General features: G+C 57.5%; 17 protein-coding genes and 1 pseudogene. 9 read left to right on the plus strand and 9 right to left on the minus strand.

All coding sequences use genetic code 11. The features are described from left to right. Nucleotides 1-28: 28 nt before the first annotated feature. Both GSQ93_RS26810 and GSQ93_RS26815 read right to left on the minus strand, forming a co-directional pair. Entirely contained in the window at nt 29-958 is a 930-nt protein-coding gene (locus tag GSQ93_RS26810) for a glycosyl transferase family 90 (RefSeq protein WP_158938645.1), read from the minus strand. A gap of 543 nt (nt 959-1,501) precedes the next feature. Next, on the minus strand, nt 1,502-2,434 hold the full coding sequence (locus GSQ93_RS26815) for a LysR substrate-binding domain-containing protein (protein ID WP_216857679.1): 933 nt from the start codon (nt 2,432-2,434) through the stop codon (nt 1,502-1,504). 207 nt (nt 2,435-2,641) lie between these two features. On the opposite strand from GSQ93_RS26815, the gene GSQ93_RS26820 reads away from it, so the two are divergent. The 5 genes from GSQ93_RS26820 (at nt 2,642) to GSQ93_RS26840 (ending at nt 7,374) form a co-directional block, all read left to right on the plus strand. Next, on the plus strand, nt 2,642-3,964 hold the full coding sequence (locus tag GSQ93_RS26820; protein ID WP_158938646.1) for an aspartate aminotransferase family protein: 1,323 nt from the start codon (nt 2,642-2,644) through the stop codon (nt 3,962-3,964). Nucleotides 3,965-4,034: 70 nt separating this feature from the next. Continuing rightward, nucleotides 4,035-4,943 carry an amino acid ABC transporter substrate-binding protein gene (locus GSQ93_RS26825; protein WP_158938647.1) on the plus strand — a complete coding sequence of 303 codons (909 nt, stop codon included), beginning with the start codon at nt 4,035-4,037 and terminating at the stop codon, nt 4,941-4,943. A 159-nt stretch (nt 4,944-5,102) separates the two neighbouring features. Then, nucleotides 5,103-5,831: an amino acid ABC transporter permease gene (locus GSQ93_RS26830; protein WP_158938648.1), complete on the plus strand. Its 729-nt coding sequence runs from the start codon at nt 5,103-5,105 to the stop codon at nt 5,829-5,831. 8 nt (nt 5,832-5,839) lie between these two features. Then, the gene (locus tag GSQ93_RS26835) at nt 5,840-6,574 is read left to right on the plus strand and encodes an amino acid ABC transporter permease (protein ID WP_158938649.1); all 735 of its coding nucleotides are present in this window, start codon (nt 5,840-5,842) and stop codon (nt 6,572-6,574) included. Nucleotides 6,575-6,600: 26 nt separating this feature from the next. Then, a complete protein-coding gene (locus tag GSQ93_RS26840) occupies nt 6,601-7,374 on the plus strand; it encodes an amino acid ABC transporter ATP-binding protein (protein ID WP_158938650.1) in 774 nt (257 codons plus the stop codon). A 49-nt stretch (nt 7,375-7,423) separates the two neighbouring features. Here the strand turns inward: GSQ93_RS26840 and GSQ93_RS38320 are convergent. Next, a pseudogene (locus GSQ93_RS38320) lies at nt 7,424-7,836 on the minus strand (LysR substrate-binding domain-containing protein); the annotation flags it as partial. A gap of 108 nt (nt 7,837-7,944) precedes the next feature. Between GSQ93_RS38320 and GSQ93_RS26850 the strand changes: the two are divergent. Further along, nucleotides 7,945-8,325 carry a gamma-glutamylcyclotransferase family protein gene (locus GSQ93_RS26850; protein WP_158938651.1) on the plus strand — a complete coding sequence of 127 codons (381 nt, stop codon included), beginning with the start codon at nt 7,945-7,947 and terminating at the stop codon, nt 8,323-8,325. An 18-nt stretch (nt 8,326-8,343) separates the two neighbouring features. Here the strand turns inward: GSQ93_RS26850 and GSQ93_RS26855 are convergent, their stop codons facing one another. Continuing rightward, complete coding sequence (locus tag GSQ93_RS26855; RefSeq protein WP_158938652.1) at nt 8,344-9,063, minus strand: hypothetical protein; 720 nt, start codon at nt 9,061-9,063, stop codon at nt 8,344-8,346. Between the two features lie 302 nt (nt 9,064-9,365). Between GSQ93_RS26855 and GSQ93_RS26860 the strand changes: the two genes are divergently transcribed. Beyond that, nucleotides 9,366-10,274 (plus strand): LysR family transcriptional regulator, encoded by a 909-nt coding sequence (locus GSQ93_RS26860; protein ID WP_158938653.1) that lies wholly within the window; start codon nt 9,366-9,368, stop codon nt 10,272-10,274. Nucleotides 10,275-10,499: 225 nt separating this feature from the next. Then, a complete protein-coding gene (locus tag GSQ93_RS26865; RefSeq protein WP_158938654.1) occupies nt 10,500-10,802 on the plus strand; it encodes a hypothetical protein in 303 nt (100 codons plus the stop codon). A gap of 70 nt (nt 10,803-10,872) precedes the next feature. Here the strand turns inward: GSQ93_RS26865 and GSQ93_RS26870 are convergent, their stop codons facing one another. The 4 genes from GSQ93_RS26870 to GSQ93_RS26885 form a co-directional block, all read right to left on the minus strand. Beyond that, complete coding sequence (locus tag GSQ93_RS26870; protein WP_158938655.1) at nt 10,873-11,343, minus strand: MarR family winged helix-turn-helix transcriptional regulator; 471 nt, start codon at nt 11,341-11,343, stop codon at nt 10,873-10,875. Between the two features lie 41 nt (nt 11,344-11,384). Then, complete coding sequence (locus tag GSQ93_RS26875) at nt 11,385-12,923, minus strand: MFS transporter (RefSeq protein ID WP_158938656.1); 1,539 nt, start codon at nt 12,921-12,923, stop codon at nt 11,385-11,387. Nucleotides 12,924-13,174: 251 nt separating this feature from the next. After that, nucleotides 13,175-13,633 carry a GNAT family N-acetyltransferase gene (locus GSQ93_RS26880; RefSeq protein ID WP_158938657.1) on the minus strand — a complete coding sequence of 153 codons (459 nt, stop codon included), beginning with the start codon at nt 13,631-13,633 and terminating at the stop codon, nt 13,175-13,177. A gap of 83 nt (nt 13,634-13,716) precedes the next feature. Then, nucleotides 13,717-14,472: an AAA family ATPase gene (locus GSQ93_RS26885; RefSeq protein WP_158938658.1), complete on the minus strand. Its 756-nt coding sequence runs from the start codon at nt 14,470-14,472 to the stop codon at nt 13,717-13,719. A gap of 243 nt (nt 14,473-14,715) precedes the next feature. Between GSQ93_RS26885 and fabV the strand changes: the two genes are divergently transcribed. Beyond that, a complete protein-coding gene (fabV, locus tag GSQ93_RS26890; RefSeq protein ID WP_158938659.1) occupies nt 14,716-15,912 on the plus strand; it encodes an enoyl-ACP reductase FabV in 1,197 nt (398 codons plus the stop codon). Nucleotides 15,913-15,984: 72 nt separating this feature from the next. Here the strand turns inward: fabV and GSQ93_RS26895 are convergent, their stop codons facing one another. Then, on the minus strand, nt 15,985-17,460 hold the full coding sequence (locus tag GSQ93_RS26895; RefSeq protein WP_158938660.1) for an efflux transporter outer membrane subunit: 1,476 nt from the start codon (nt 17,458-17,460) through the stop codon (nt 15,985-15,987). Nucleotides 17,461-17,465: the final 5 nt, after the last annotated feature.

Genomic DNA, 17,465 nt, shown 5'->3' on the forward strand with positions numbered 1-17,465 from the left:
AAAACATGTCTACGATATGACAGGCGCTTTACTGACCGGAAAGATCGAAATATTTTCGGAGAACCAGCAATGAAATAAGCTTTTCTCGTCTCGTATCAAGAAACTGCATGGCGTACTGATTGGCGTTTTTGATTATCGCCATGGCCTTGTCGGTATGCTTGACGTAATAACTTATTTTATCTTCCAAATTGGAAAAGTCATCGTCCAGAAGGACATAGTGGTGGTCCGGAATCAATGAGCCTTCCATGAACCAGCTTTCCACCCGTGGCTTGCGCATAAAGCAAACGGAATTTGAAAGCATGATCCATTTCAAGTTGGTTGCAACGTCATTACCCTCCAGACTAATCACAAACTTGTACTTCAACTGGTCTGCAATACTCATATAAGGTCGATGACCGTGTTGACCTTTTCTGCGGTCATCAGTATCGCCAATATCGGCTATGGGTGAGCCGTGATACTTCGCGACGAAATCTTTTCTGTGTTCCTGGTAGCACGCACCTCGAAAAACCGCCATATCGAGTTTGCTTTCGAATGAACGCGTATCTTCAATAAAATTGAAGTGCCTCATTTTGTCCAGCTTCAGTAGAACCGAATTTTCATTGGCTTCAGTGAGTGGCCTGGTTTTAAGCAGCGTCGGCTCGTCTACCGCTTCTTTAATGTCCTTGAAAACATAGTTGAATTTGACGGAGCGCGCGAAGTATCGGGATATTTCTTTGAAATCATAGTAGTAGGCGCTAGGGTTGCCGCGCAATGGCAGTGTGCCGCTGCGGCTCGCCGTTTCGTTCAGGACAAATTGCTGCTCAAGCTTATTATAATAATTGGCGCGTGAGCGAATATAGGTCCACTGCTGCTCGTCCAGATTCCTGAACATGCGGTCATATCTTTTTTCAAAAATCAAGGATGGAAAAAGATCGAAAATAACATTTTTTGCGTAAAATTTTAATTTTCTGGCATGCATAAATCGGGCTCAATCTTTTAATGGGGCGCTAAAATTTCACGAAAAATGATTTGAAGCATTTGCGGGACAGGGCAACCGTCATTCTTCAAAAAACTTATCACCTTTGGGTCACACCTAAATACTCTGCGGCAGGTGCTTTGCCGTGTGAGCGCTACAGAAGTTGCGTTGCAGCGCTCACGTGTAAAAGCGGATTGCCAGACAGTACTACATTGAACGGGCGGAACAGTTGTTGCATGGTGCGGAACACACGGGTAGCGGTAGTGTACCCGTTACCACTTTTGCGGCAATATAGTCAACCGTTTTCGGGTGTTGAGGATCGAGTTCGGGTCGTGGCGACTACGCGTGGTTGTCGGCTCACGGCTCGCGTGGCGCCGCATGGAAGCTAACGTTTGAGGACCTCGGTAAGTGATCAGCCATGCTAATTATGTGCTTCAATCGGAGAGAATCATCAACGACCTTGAGATGGGCCGTCCAAGTCATCACACGTTTCCTCGCAAACGGGAACGGCCCCCAGGAAGAGACCCCGCCTGACTCACACGCCTCCTAATTCGACGTCAGGTTGGCCGCAGTAAATGCAGAACGCAACCAGGTCTCAAACGTCGCCGCTGCTTGCGAGCTGGTTTTATACCCTCTCGATCGCACCAGGTAATAGGACGTCACTTCTATGCTGAACTGAGCGTCATTGAACGGCGCAATAAGCCGGCCGTCGTTCAATTCTTCCGCCGCTAGTAACTCGCTTTCGAGTACGACGCCCAGACCATCGACTGCGGCCTCGATCGCCATGACCGACCGATCGAGCCAGAGTTCGTTGTCCGGCCGGACTTCCTCGCCACAGACCCGCCGGAAGTACTCCGACCACGTCAACCCATTGGACGAGTGGATCAAGGTCGCGCGCAAGAGGTCCTGTGGCGTGTGCAGGGCGAGCGTGGCGGCCAGGGCGGGGCTGCACAACGGGCGCAGTCGCTCTAGCAGCAAGGGCTCGACATCGAGTTTTGAAGTGTTCGGATGCCCGTACGCGATCGCGATATCGAATCGGCTTGTCTCCAGGTCATCGTGATCTGACAGCGTGGACAACCGGATCCTGACCTCCGGATTGGCGCGCAGGAATTCCGGAAGCCTGGGTTGCAGCCACTTGGCGGCGAAACTTGGACCCGATGCGACTACCAGATAGCCACGCTGCGACTGCGGCGCGACCAGGTTGGTGGCTTCGGCGATCACGCCGAACGCGCGTTCAAGCTCGCGGGCGTAAGTGCGCCCCGCGGCCGTTAACGCGGCTCGCCCCGGATGCCGTTGAAACAACGGCACGCCGAGGAAATCCTCGAGTTGCTGGATGTGATGACTGACCGCCGACGGTGTGACAGCAAGCTCTTCCGCGCCAAGCGCGAAGCTTCCCCGTCGTGCCGCGGCTTCGAACGCAAGGAGTGCCTTGAGCGGCGGCAAGCGTGATTTCGTGGTGCTTCTACTTGATGAGCTCATTTGACGGGGTGCTGAGTTATATGCGTTGGCGCTGACATTTTCGCCTACCTATGATCTTTTCTGACGGCCGCCAACCAAAGCAAGCGGTATGCCAAATAGTGCACGTCAACGAGCATGGCGCGGTGGCGGCCGTTCGATGATGTCACGCAACCCACGTTATGCGGCTAGAGACCAGAGCAGCCGCATGACGAGCCAACGGAGTGAACGATGAAAGAAGGACTTCTGCAAGCATCCAGGGACTTTTTGGTCAGATACGGCGGCGACGCTTTCCCGAACCTGTTCACGTCTGCCAAGGGCACTATCGTAAAGGATAGCAACGGACGCGAGTACCTGGACTTCACCTCAGGGCAGATGTGCGCCACGATCGGGCACAACCATCCTGCGATTGTCGAAGCCGTTCACCGGGCGGGCGAGAAGGCGTTCCACATGTTCAGCGGCATGATCCCCGAGGTCGTGGCCGAACTCGGGCAGACACTTGCACGCGACTGGTTGCCCGGCGACATCAAGAAGACGATCTTCATCAATACCGGTTCCGAGGCCACCGAGGTCGCGTTGCGCATGGCCAAGATGTACACCGACGGCTATGAGGTCCTGGCGCTGGGTGGCTCTTGGCACGGCATCACGGGCGGCGCGAGTACGGTGTCCTTCGCGAGCGACCGCAAGGGGTATGGCGTCCCCGCACCCGGCGTGTTCCTGATTCCCGAGCCTAATTCGTATCGCCCGTACATCCAGGCGGCGACGCCGGAAGAAGCGGCGCTGGCAAACCTGAACCTGGCGTTGAAGATGTTCGACATGCAGTCGAGCGGGCGCGGGGCGGCGATCATTGTCGAGCCCGTCATCAGCGCAGGGGGCGTCCTGGTGCCGCCGAAGTCGTTCATGCAGGCACTCAGAAAGGCGGCGGACGACCGGGGCATGCTGCTCATTTTCGATGAAGCGCAAACTGCGTTTGGACGGATCGGAACGCGTACCGGATCCGAATTCTTCGGTGTCGTCCCCGACATCATGACCATGTCAAAAACGCTCGGTGGCGGCTTACCGCTTGCCGCGGTATCGACGACCGCAAAGATCGAAGAAGTCCTCCACCAGAAGCACTTCACGTTTTACACCAGTCACGTTTCGGACCCGCTCACAGCGGAAGTTGGACTGGCAGTGTTGAAGGTGATCAAGGAAGAAAACCTCATTGCGCGCGCTAATGAAATGGGGGGCTACCTGCGCCGACGCTTCGAAGAATTGCAGCAGCGCTATGAGGTGATCGGCGACATCCGTGGCGCGGGCCTCCTGCTTGGCGTTGAACTGGTGACCGACCGGGCATCGCGCACTCCGGCTCACGAGCTCGGCGCAATGACGACCCGGAAATGCTTTGAAAACGGTCTGAGCATGAACATTCGCCGTCGTCCGGAACGCGGCTCCGTGTGGCGCATTGCGCCTCCGCTGACGGTTTCAACGGACGAGATCGATCGCGCGGTGGATATCCTCGACAAGGCATTGCGCGACAGTCTCGACGAAACAGCCGTTGCGAAAGCCGCCTGACATCGGGCTTGAGTACGGGCTTGAGTACGGGTATGGGTACGGAACGGATTTTTTTAACATTGAGGAAACCATGAAGCACATTGCGGCGAGACATTGGCTGTTCATTGCGGCCATTAGTGGGTTTGGACTTACTGCTCCCGCAGCGCACGCGGAAAGTTCAACGCTGGAAAAAATCCGTTCCTCCAATACGCTAACGCTTGGCTATCGCGAGTCATCGATTCCATTTTCTTTTCTTGGCGCCGAGCAAAAACCGGTCGGCTTCTCGCTCGACCTGTGCGCGGCAATCGCGGAAAAAGTTAAGGCGGATCTGAAGTTGCCGAAGCTGAACGTGGCTTATCTGGCGGTTAGCGCAGCTAACCGAATACCGCTCCTGCAAAACGGCACGATCGACATTGAATGCGGCAGCACGACCAACACAGCCGAACGCCAGCAGCAGGTCGGATTTTCGGTCGCCACCTTCGCGGGCGGGCCGACCTGGCTTACCACGGCATCGTCGGGAATTACCGATGTGAAAGGGCTTCAAGGCAAGACCGTCGTACTGACGCAGGGGTCGCTTAACCTGGGTCTTGCCATGAAGATCAATAGCGATCTCAAGCTCAATATGACGATCCTTCAATCGAAGGAACAAGCCGAGTCGCTCTTATTGCTGCGCACAGGACGCGCGTCGGCATGGTTCGAAGACAACATTCTGGAAGCCGGTCTTGTAGCCGGATCGCCTGACCCCAAGACATTCCGCTATCTGCCGGATGCAAGCGCCCAGGTCTATTACTACGGCCTGATGATTCCGAAGAATGATCCGGGATTCAAGTCGCTGGTAGACGGTGCTCTAAGTGCGCAAATGGCGTCCGGGGAATTCGCAAAGACTTATGCCAAGTGGTTCACGCAACCTATTCCACCCCACGGACAGAACCTTTCGCTGCCGATGAACGAAGCGCTCAAGGCACGAGTGGCAGCGCCTAGCGACGCTCTTACGCAGTAGTACTTTCGCGGTCTGTTTATGGAGCGTCCCCGGGTACCGGCCGATTGAAAATCGGTACGTGCTGGTTGGATCGCTACGATCAAACAAGGACATCGCCGATGTCGTCGTCTTGACGATGCGGCGCCCTTTCACGCGCGCCTTTTCAGTGAACGAAAAACAATGCAAGTTCTCTTTGACCAGACAGCGGAAGGCGGCACCTACCTGAGTTGGCTGATGTCCGGCTTATGCTGGACGTTGCTCCTATGGTTTGTTTCCGGCGTATTCGCGTTCGCAATCGGTATAAGCGTGGGTGCAGCGAGAACGGTCCGCTATCTGCCATTGCGAATTGCCGCGCGGATTTATGTTCAAGTGTTCCGCAATGTCCCGCTGCTCGTGCAAGTATTCCTTTGGTACTTCGTCCTGCCGGAGGTGATCCCCACCGCATGGGGAAACTCAATCAAGCAGATCGCGCCACCGTGGGCCAGCTTTTATCCGGCTGTAGCAGGGCTTAGCCTGTACACGGCATCGCGTATTGCAGAGCAAGTTCGTGCCGGTATCAATGCGCTCTCCGATGGCCAGAAAAAAGCGGCCGACGCGCTCGGCCTGTCCACCTTCCAAACCTACCTGCTGATCTTGTTGCCGCAGTCCCTTCGCATCACCATTCCGACGCTAACCAGCGAAGCACTTGGCCTCCTTAAAAATACGTCGGTGGCGTTGACGATCGGTTTGCTTGAGATCACCGCCCGAGCGGAACAGATCAACGAATTCACGTTCAGGACGTTCGACGCCTTCGCGAGTGCAACGGTTCTGTACCTGTTGATCGCACTCGTGTTGCACCAAGTCGCATTCCAGGCGGAGCGGATGCTCCGCATTCCTGGTGTGAGCCAAAACAACGCGGTTAGAAAGTAGGGGGCGTCATGTCTTTCGATTTCGCGGCTGTGGTCAACGCCACCCCGTACCTGCTGCAGGGACTTTTGTTCTCGGTCGAACTGACGCTGGCGGCCATGATTGGTGGAATGCTGTTAGGGACGTTCATGGCAATCATCAGGCACATGGATGTGCCCGTTGCGGCCGGGGCTATTCGCGCCTACGTCACCCTGATGCGTTCCATTCCCCTGATCCTCGTGCTCTTCTGGTTCTTCTTCCTGGTTCCGCTGCTATTGGGTCACTTGACGCCAGCGGGCCGTTCGATTCCGCTCGGCCCGAAATTCACCGCTTGCATCACCTTCACCCTTTTTGAATCCGCCTACTACGCGGAGATAGTGCGTGCCGGGCTCAAGGCCATCGACAAAGGGCAATATGAAGGTGCGAAGGCGCTGGGTCTTTCCAGCTTGACCATGTATTGGCGCGTTGTCGTGCCCCAGGTCTTGCGGGTCACTGCGCCAATCATCGTGTCGCAGACAATCATCCTGTTTCAGGACACCGCGCTGGTGTACGTACTGTCACTCACTGACTTCTTTGGTGCGGCAGCAAAGATCGCTCAACGCGATTCGAAACTGGTGGAATTCTATTCGACGGTCGCGGTCGTCTATCTGATCATTTGCTCGATGGGGTCTGAGCTGTCCGAGCGTTTCCGGAAGAAACAAGGGTACCGCTCACCGAGCGGCAGGCTCGAACGCGCCAAGCGCATGTTCGGCCTTGCCCGTCCCTAAACAATCGTTACCTTCAAGGTCTGATCATGGATGACGCGTTTTCGGCTCGCAATGAAATCCTTCGAATAGAAGGGCTCGAGAAAAACTATGGAGCGCTTCCCGTTCTGAAGGGCATCGACCTTCGTGTCAATAAAGGAGAACGAATCGTTATATGCGGCCCATCGGGTTCGGGAAAATCGACGCTGATCAGGTGTATCAACGGGTTGGAAACATTCAAGTCCGGAACTGTCTGTGTCACCGATGTACGTAGCGGCGACCATCTGACGCTGCTCAAGGATATTCGTCGCGAAGTAGGGATGGTCTTTCAGAGTTTCAACCTGTTCCCGCATTTGTCGGTACTTGAAAACTGCATGCTGGCGCCCATCAAAGTGCGCGGTGTCAAGAGGGCTGAGGCGAGAGAAAGAGCACTCTATTTTCTGCAAAAAGTCCGCGTGCTGGATCAGGCCCACAAGTACCCCGGGCAGTTATCCGGAGGCCAACAGCAACGGGTCGCCATAGCGCGTGCGCTGTGCATGCAGCCGTCCGTCATGCTCTTCGATGAACCAACTTCTGCTCTGGACCCCGAAGTCGTGCAGGAGGTCTTGGCTACCATGGTCGGCCTCGCAAAGGAAGGCATGACGATGCTTTGCGTCACGCACGAAATGGGGTTCGCGCGAGAAGTCGCTGACCGCGTCATCTTGATCGATGGAGGGAGGATTGTTGAAGAGGCCGCGCCCGACCAGTTTTTCGACGCACCTCAACATGAACGCACGCGGGCGTTCCTTGGGCGTGTGCTTCGTGGACATCCTGAAGTTGCATGAGGATGGGCTGCGTGACGTCGTGCGGAGCGACGCCGCATCTTGATACCACTTAGCCCGCAGAATAAGGCTCGATCAAGTCGGCGAAGCGATCGGCGAGTGTCTTTCTTGCCCGTGCAGGCCATATCGCGCTGAGTTCGAAGCGCGGCAGCGTGGCGCCATCGACTATCTCGCACAGTCTCACTGCGCTAAATTGCAACGACCGAACCGAATGCGGCAGTAGCGACACGCCGCATCCCGCAGCCCCTGCGGAAACCAGACCAGCCCGTGCGGCGCGAGTTGGCGCAACGACACCTTCGCACCCGCCGCCAGCGGAAACGTCTCCGGCAACACGGCGATCAAGGGTTCGCGCGCGATCAATTTTTCGCGCATCTTGCCCGCGACCGCCACCGGCGTATGCAGCTAGCCGATATCGATTTCACCTTTCTCCAACGCGCTGGCCTGCTCGGCATTGCTCATCGCACGCGGCAGCACCTCGAACATCCTTGATGGGCAGAGGGGGGTTTTTCTCAAGCGATGCGGCTGCCGGCTGCGCTGTAGAATCTCGTTTTTTATTCGGCCTGATACAACGTCATGCACGACACCGATCCAGCTCAGTCAGAACGTCTTTTCTCCTATGGCACGTTGCAGCTCGAGCCGGTTCAGCTAGCGACGTTTGGGCGCAAGCTTGCCGGCCTCGCGGACGAAATGCCGGGGTACGCCCTCGACATGCTGAAAATCGAAGATCCCGCCGTTGTTGCGACAAGCGGAAAAACACACCATCCCGTTGTCACCTACAGCGGCCAGGCGAGCGACAAGGTCAGCGGTACGGTCTTCGCCATCACGGCTGAAGAGCTCCAGCATGCGGACGATTACGAAGTGGCCGCTTATCGGCGCGACCGGGTCGTGCTTGCATCCGGTATGGCAGCGTGGGTCTACGTTGATGCAAGGTCAGCCAAGCCGGCTCCTGTCTGAGTTTCCCCTGTGGCTATATCAGCTAAAACTCAACTGACCGAAGTCGAGGGATACGAGAAGCGGCTCAGGCACCTTCTGCATGTTTTCGTCATAGGCATAGATGCGCCGCTTGGTCGGCATCTTGATACCCTGGAAATCGACGTAATCGCTGACATAGTTAGCGCCGGTTGCGCCACCCAGAATGTCGACGGTGTAGTCGTGGCGCCGCATCAACCCATCCGGGCCGAAATGGGTGATCTGCGTCCGGGTGTGGCTATGAATATCAGTGGGGAACGTCACCTTGAGTCGGCGCCATTCTTCGCCATTCTCATGCCACGGCTCGATCTCTTCGCTCTCGAACCCGGAATACGTATAGAGGAAGGGCGACGTCAGATAGGTCCATAACGCCTCGCTCGCGAAGTAGGTGACGTGGAACTTGTCCCACGGCGTTTCCTGGACGTGACCGGCGTAGGCAGCCTCAGGGTCGGCGCGGCTTTCGAGCACCGTGCCGTCCAGCTTTTCTATCGACACCCGGCCTGGAACAAACACGCTGCGCTGACCGTCTGCCAAGAAAGGCGTGATCGTCAGCAGCTGCTGATGCGTGTCGATCTCGAAGACTTTGTCATTGAGCAGACCGGGCTGCTGCTTTAAATGCCAGATCGCGCCGTCGACCGAGAGCTCGGCCTTGAGTTGGCTAAACGCGTTCCAACGATCCAGACCACCGTGGGCGTCGATGGCAAAGGCGAGCAGGTCGTTCATGGTCAATCTCCGAGTGAAAAGAAACGACGCGTAAGACGGGGTGGGCTCGCGTTGTCGATGGACACAGGTTAAAGCGGTGATTCTCTAGCCGGTAGCCGGTCATTTTCGCTATGACTTATGTGGTTTACACATGGGTTCGAGAGAACAGATTTATATGCCTCGCGCCCAGTAGTTTCGATAGGTCTGCGAGTGCGAAGAGACCGATAGCCGATGATTTCGGTTATCTTTTATGTCTTAGGCACATTAATTACCTTGCTTCCCAAGGTCGCGCCGGCGCAGCTATCTCATTCCACGGGAATTTGATGAAAGACATATTCGCGCTCAAGCTCTACACCCGCGTCGCCCGGCTTGGCAGCTTCTCGGCCGCCGCCCGCGAATGCGGACTTTCGCAATCACAGGCCTCGCGCATCATTGCCGAGCTCGAAGCAGGACTCGGCGCCCGGTTGCTTTCGCGCACCACGCGCGCGGTCGTGCCGACGGAAGCGGGGTCTGAATTCCTCGCCCGAATGGAGCCCATTCTGATCGCTCTCGACGAAGCGGAACATAGCGTTCGCGAAGGGGGCGAACTGCGCGGGTCGCTGCGAATGAGCATGCCGACCAGCGTGGCAATTCGCGAAGTCATTCCGCGCCTTTCGACGTTTACCGCCAGGCATCCTCATCTGCAAATCCATCTTTTGCTTGAGGATCGCAGGCAGGATCTGGTTCGCGATGCGGTCGATGTCGCGATCCGTCTCGGCTCGCTGGCAGATTCGGGCGCAACAGCGAAACTTATTGCAACGATCCCTCGCCTGATCCTAGCGGCGCCGAGCTATCTTGAGCGCGCGGGTATACCGGTCACACCCGACGATCTCGCGGCGCACCGCATAGTAGGCGGCCCCGCGGCATCCGTGCCTTCCGCGTGGAAGTTCGAGCGCAATGGCGAGATCGTGGTGGCGGAGATTCCGCCGCATTTCACGACGAACGAGAACGAAGGCGCCGTTGCTGCCGCGGTGGCCGGCTTTGGCATTACATCGACGACTGGATGGGCCTGCCGCCGTGAACTCGAAGACGGGTCTCTCGTCGCGCTGCTCACTGACTGGAAAACCGCTGATGTTCCCGTGCACGCCTATTTTCCGCTGGGCCGCGCTACACGCGCGGCGGGTCGCGCGGTGATCGAGCACTTGATCGCAGATCTCCGCGTGACGGAGGATGCCTCGCACTCCACATCGTGATGGACGGAACGAGCTGAACTTGAACACAAGATCGCGATGGCATTCGAGGCCACGGTGCTCGCTTGTACATTCGCCTGAACCATGTCAATCTATTTCCCATTCGCCGCACCACCGCGAGCCGTGTCACGCGAGCCGTTCGTCCCAGGGCCAATACAAGAAGAAAAAAGCGCTGTCGGACGTGGTCGCCCTTTCATTAAGGTGCTTCATTAATAGACGGAGTCAGCCATGTCTATTGTTGCCATTGATGGTGTTCGTTGGACCAATGATCGCGTTACCCACGTACGCTGGGGCAGCATCGACGAATTGACGGCCAATTGGACGTCGGTACCCAAAGTCGTGGACGTGGACCGCGTGGTGAAAGTCCTGGAGAAAGGAGAGCTGGTGCGCACGGTGTTCAAGCTCGGGGGGCGAAGCTATCTGGGTCCTCAGGTTAGCTCTATCCCTTACGCTAACGGGCACATTGGTATTGAAACCTCTTTCGAAGAGGGTCGGATTGAAAAAACGTTGGAAGATCTGCCAACTGTTTAATCGATTCGATTGACTTCGTTCCACACTTCCGCAGCGCGGGAGCGAGCTTGACCAAGGCTGCCCATTGCAGTCATCCGTCGAGGAATGCTTGCTCCAGTTCGTCTGAATAAACCTCCGCAAGCAGCGCGCGCAGCTTCGACGCCCTGGCTGCGCCATAGGCGTTTTCAAAGCGAATTTGCGCTTCATTCCAAAGCGCTTTGGACTCGGCAAGTTTCTTTTTTCCTGCCGGAGTCAGAGCAACGCGGCGCCCGCGTTTATCGGTTTCATCGGGAAGTGATTCGATAAAACCGTCGCGTTCAAGCGGCTTGAGATTGTGCGAAAGTGCGGAGCGATCAAGCACCATGTCTTTGGCAAGATCGCTCATGTTCGGCGTGCCGGCGCGATCGATATGCGCCAGTGTTGAGTGTTGCGACAGCTTGAGGCCGCAGGGTGCAAGCACGCTATCGTAAAGTTGCGAAAGCCTGCGCGTAGCCTTGCGCAATGCGGCGCCGTTGCATAACGAAACTGCGGCAGACGAGTGCTGTTTAATCGAGGTGTTCATGGCTCACTTGCATTGACTGTTTTGAAGGGTGACATGCAATCTTAGTCTATTGATACATCCAGCCGCATGGCGGACGACCGATCCTGATGAGGCGCCGTTTCCTCCGCGCTGATCAGCAGCCAACACAACGCGCTCGCTACGAATGCAACAGCAGAAGCCGCGAACAGCACACCCTCATAGCCGTATCCGAGACTGGCTCGTGCGATTGATCCAAGTCCCTGATGCGATGAAATCAGCGATGCCGCCGAAACCAGGTTTCCATTCGCGATAGAGCGCGTAATCTCCAGCTTGTCGTGGCCGCCAAGCGCCGGCAACGCTCTCTCAATGCTCGTCTGGATTCGATAAAACAACAATGCGCCGAGCGCCGCGAACCCCACCACAATGCCGCTGAACCGCATGGTCCCCGACACACCTGACGCCATGCCCGCCCGTTCGACAGGGATCACCGTCATGCTGACCTTGGCGATCTGGCCGTTGAGAATTCCGGCGCCCGTGGAGGCGACCAGCATGGGAAGGAAGATCGCACTAAAGCTGAACGCCTGGATCTGCAGCGCGGTTCCGAACAAGCCGGCCGCGACCAGCAACAAGCCGCAAACGAGCAGCATGCGTCCCGACATCCGGTGATCGAGATACACGGACACAATACGCGGCACCCCGAATAACGGCACGGCGAGCGGCAGCATCAGCAGGCCAGCATTGAGCGGAGAATAGCCGAGCGCACTTTGGAAAAAGAAGGGCAGATAGGTCAGCATGGTCAGGAACGCTACCGCGTACGACACGCCGGCGAGACTCGCGCCGAGATAGGTCCGCTTGATGAAATAGCCAAGCTCGACCATGGGTCGCGCCTGCTTAAGCTCCACGATCACGAACGCAATAAGGAAAATGACTGAGCCCACCAGTCGCGCCCTGACGGCCGTGCTTAGCCACCCTTCGCGATTGCCAGAAATCAGCGCCCAGGTCAGCAGCCCGAGGAATGCGCTGAACGTCACCACACCCCAAATGTCGATGGCGATTGCATGCGGATCTTTTGATTCATCGACTACAAAATACGTCAGCGCAATCATGATTGCGCCAACGGGCAGGTTGACATAGAAAGCCCACTGCCAGCCTAGCGACTGCGTGATCAATCCGCCTACGACGGGCCCGAGCATGATGGCTACGCCAATTACCGAGCCCCAGAATGCAAACGCCTTGGCGCGTTCTTTTCCTTGAAATCCATGCGCGAGGACTGCGAGTGCCGCGCTGAGTTGCAACGCCGCGCCAACCCCTTGCAGTGCGCGTGCGGCGTTCAACACAACCGTTGATGTAGCGGCGCCGCAGATGAAAGACGCAGTGGTGAAGACGAACAAGCCAATGATCAACAGGCGCTTTCTGCCGAAGCGGTCGGCGAGCGCACCAGCGGGCATGACCAGCGTTGCAAACGCCAGGGTGTAAGCCGAGATCACCCACTCAATGGCGACGAAATCCGCATGGAGAGAACGCGCAATTGACGAGAGCGACACCGCGACAATATTGGCGTCCAGGTTGATCATGAATGACGGTACCGACACGCATAACAACAAGAGAAATCTTTTCTGCATATCTTTGCCTTGAGGGGATAACGGCAGCCGGGCTGGGGCGCATCGATAAGTTGCAGGTACATCTAATATGGTGGCATATGCCAATATATTATCCCGTACTGCAATTTAGGCAAGCGAATTCTGCTGCCTGGCTATGCGAGAGGGGACCGCGTGTTGGCGGCAATGCGTGACGCACGAGCGTTCGTGCGTTTGTGTTCAGGAGGGGTGCGGAGGCGTTGGGGCAGTCTTCAAGCTGGAGTAGTCCAGAGGCTCTAAAGGGCGAGCTTGTAGCCTTCGTGGCTGGCCTTGAAGCCGAGCTTTTCATAGAAGCGGTGGGCGTCGGTACGGCTCTTGTCGGTGGTGAGTTGCACAAGATTGCATCCTCGCGACCTGCATTCGGAGATCGCCCATTCGAACATCTTCTGGCCCAACCCGGAATCCCGCCGATGCGCGGCAATTCGAACCGCTTCGATTTGTCCCCTCCACGATCCCATGCGTGCAATGCCCGGGATAAACGAAATTTGCAACGTGCCGATTATCTCGTCGCCATCGGCAATCACCACGAGTCGCTGGTTCGCATCCGCGTCTAAAGCCTGGAACGCGTCGACATATCGGCGGTCTAGCGGTGTGCCGATAATTTCCCTCTGGCTCCCGAGTTCGTCGTCGGCTAATAACGCGACGATTGCAGGGACATCGGCTAACAGAGCGGTCCGGAAAACGATGTGTTCCACGTTAGGTCCTCGTAAGGTAAGGAGTTGAAGGATACGAACCCGGTGCGCTGCGATCGACGAAACGCAACGTTCGACGGGCCATGTCAGTCCTCGTCACGCAGAAGCGTGCGCAGCATGCGTTCGGGGTTGGCCAGGAACGCCCGCATGACCTGGAAGTGTTCTGTCTCTTCGTAGCTGACGCGCTTTACACCTTCCGTAGTGAACTCATAGATCCACGCGTCCGGATACGCCATCAGAATAGGCGAGTGCGTTGCAATGATGAACTGGGATTCATCGCGGGCGAGGTCATGCAATCTGGCAAGTGCAGTGAGTTGCCGTTGCGGAGACAACGCGGCTTCCGGCTCGTCGAGGAGGTAGAGACCTTTGCCGCCGAAGCGGTTCATCAGCAGCGCCAGGAACGACTCGCCGTGCGAGCGCTCGTGCAGGGAATTCCCGCCGTAGGAGTTGATGACGGGAGGCCCGAACGAGGGTTCCGCATCGAGCTTCTCGATCTCTGTGGCCACGTTGAAAAAGCTCTCTGCGCGCAGAAAGAACCCGTCCTTCGGCCGCCTCACGCCTTTTGCAATGCGCAGGTATTCGTCAAGCACCGAGTGCGACGCTCGAGTACCAAAGTTAAAGTTCTTCGTTCCGCCTTCGGGGTTGAATCCCATCGAGACAGCGATGGCCTCCAGAAGCGTCGATTTTCCGGAGCCGTTTTCGCCGACGAAGAAAGTCATCTTCGGATGCAGTTCAAGCGTTTCCAGCGACCGGACTGCCGGCAGCGAGAACGGATAACGATCGAATGACTCGATCTTGTCGCGCTGCAAGCTGATGCGGCTGATGTACTGGGTGGAAATCATGAAGATCAGAAAGTAAGCGTTACGCTGTCACGAAGGCCGCAAGGGACGCGACATTTTGGAATGCATTGCATGGATACCGCAGAAAGCCGCATCCGCCGCCGCCTTGATGAAGCGTTATCTTAACCCGGTAGGGAAAACGCGTAATGAAGCGAGCGAGTACCTACCTGACGCTCCTCATTTACAATGCTCGAAATTTTTCGTGCCACCGACCGCAATCCCGGCGTCCCCACAAGCGAGGTCTTCATGATCGTCAAACCACGCGTGCGCGGTTTCATCTGCGTGACTACTCATCCCGTCGGCTGCGAAGCCAACGTCGAAAAACAAATCGACTATGTGGCGGCACAGGGCCCCATTACCCGGGGACCCCGGAAAGTCCTGGTGATCGGTGCGTCGACGGGATACGGCCTTGCCGCCCGGATCACGGCGGCATTTGGTTGCGGCGCCGAGACCCTCGGCGTTTTCTTCGAACGTCCGGGGGAAGAAACCAAGCCCGGTTCGCCCGGCTGGTACAACACTGCAGCGTTCGCTAAATTCGTGGCGGCGAAGGGCCTGTATGCAAAGAGCATCAACGGCGACGCTTTCTCCGACGAGATCAAGCAGAAGACAATCGATGTCATCAAGCGAGATCTTGGGCAGGTTGATCTGGTCGTGTATAGCCTCGCGTCACCGCGGCGGACGCACCCGAAGACCGGAGAGGTGTTCAGCTCGACGCTGAAACCTGTCGGTAAATCCATCACGCTGCGAGGCCTCGATACCGACAAGGAAGTTGTCAAGGAAAGCAGCCTGGAACCGGCGACGCAAAGCGAGATCGACAACACCGTGGCCGTGATGGGCGGTGAAGACTGGCAGATGTGGATTGATGCACTGGGTGCAGCCGGCGTTCTGGCCGAGGGAGCGAAGACCACCGCGTTTACGTACCTCGGCGAGAAGATCACTCATGACATCTATTGGAACGGCTCAATAGGTGCTGCCAAGAAAGACCTGGATCAAAAGGTCCTTGCGATTCGCGGCAGCCTGTCCGGTCACGGCGGCGACGCGCGCGTCTCTGTGTTGAAGGCGGTTGTCACGCAGGCAAGCTCGGCCATCCCCATGATGCCGTTGTACTTGTCCTTGCTGTTCAAGGTGATGAAAGAAGAGGGGACGCACGAGGGTTGCATCGAACAGGTCTATGGCCTGTACAAAGACAGCTTGTACGGCGATTTACCGTGCATGGATCAAGAGGGCCGATTGCGCGCGGACTACAAGGAGCTTAGCCCGGCAGTCCAGGCTCGCGTACAGCAACTCTGGGATCAGGTCACTAGCGACAACCTTTACGAACTCACCGATTTCGCCGGCTATAAGAGCGAATTTCTGCGGCTGTTCGGGTTCGAGGTCGACGGGGTCGACTATGAAGCCGATGTCAATCTCAAGGTGGATATTCCTGGCATCGTCCAGGATTAGGTCGGCGCGCCAAAGCCGCATGAGGACGTCGCCACCGCGCCAAGCGGCGGCGATGTCTTCAGAGCACTCGCGTCACCCCTCCACGCGCCAGCCGAGTCCCAGGCTCTTCTGCAAGGAGACAAAATCCTTCAGCAATTCAGCTTGACCAGAGACCACATTCTGCTGCGCGCTGAACTGCGTGCGTTGGGTATCGAGCAAATCGATCAGGCTTGATGTCCCCGCGGTATAGCGCTGACGCATCAGCGTAGCCGAGCGGTCCGCCGACGCCTGCACTTGCTGCAGCGTTGCCAGATGTTCGCGCTGATGTCCATAACGCGACAACGAAGTATTCGCGTCCTGCAACGCGGCGAGCACCGTATGCGTGTATTTCGCATCGGCCTCGTCGCGCGACGCTTCGGCGCTGTGAACGCTCGACAGCGTGCGGCCGAAGTCCAGCACGTTCCACTGCAGATAAGGCGCACCGATCCAGCTGAAATTGTTCTTGCGGACAAGGTGACCGGGATCGGCAGCGGTATAGCCTATGTCGCCGAACAACGTGACCTTCGGGAAGAAGTCAGCCTTGTGCTCACCGATCTGGGCGTTGCTGGAAGCAAGGCGTCGTTCCGCCGCACGAATATCGGGTCGTTGCTGCAGCATTGAAGCCGGGTTGCCGATAGCCACGGATGCCGGCAAAGCCGGCAGCGGCCGCTGCGCAGATAACTCGTGATCGAGTGCGCCCGGAGCCTGGCCGGTCAACATGGCGAGCTGATCGAGCGACTCGGCGACTTGCTCGTCCAGCGGCGTCAACGTCGAACGGGTGTTCTCCACCTGCGTGGTCAGGCGCTCGACATCGACATCGGCCGCCGTGCCGTGCGCGCGGCGCTGCTGCGTCAACGTAAGCATCTGCTGTTCGATTTCTGCGGAGCGTTGTGCAAGTGTCAGGCGCTGCTGCTCGTCACGCAGGTCGACATAGGCTTGCGCGACTTCCGCGGCAAGCGACACTTGCGTGTCGGCGAGGTCGGCGTCCACCGCATCCGCTTCCGCCGTCGCGGCTTCCACCGCACGTCGCGTGCCGCCGAACAGATCGATCTCCCACGATGCATCGAAGCCCGCCGTATAGAGCTGCAGCGGTCCTCCTCCGGACGAAGATGAGCTACCCGAACTGCCTGAGCTGCCCTGCGACGATGTCAGCGAGCTCAGGTTGGGCTCGCGCATGCGTAATGCAGCAGCGTCGAACGAGGCGGTCGGCATGCCGTTCGCTTTCTGGTGTTGCAACTGCGCGCGGGCTTCGCGCAAGCGCGCTTGCGCCGCATGAACGTCCGGGTTGTGGGCGAGCGCGGCGTCGATCAGCGCGTTCAATTGGGGGTCGTCGAGCGACACCCACCATTGACTCGGCGCACGGGTCGAGACCATGCCGGCCGCAGGTGCACGCACGAAGTTGGAGGCGTGCGCCGCTTCAGGCGCGACCGGCGGCGCGCCGGCATAGTCGGGGCCGACGGTGCAGGCCGAGAGGGCGCAGACGGACGCCAGCAGTGTAAGAAGCAGAGGGGCAGTAGGGCGAGGGAACATCGTGG

Source organism: Burkholderia sp. S171, from assembly GCF_009766085.1.
GTDB lineage: Bacteria > Pseudomonadota > Gammaproteobacteria > Burkholderiales > Burkholderiaceae > Caballeronia.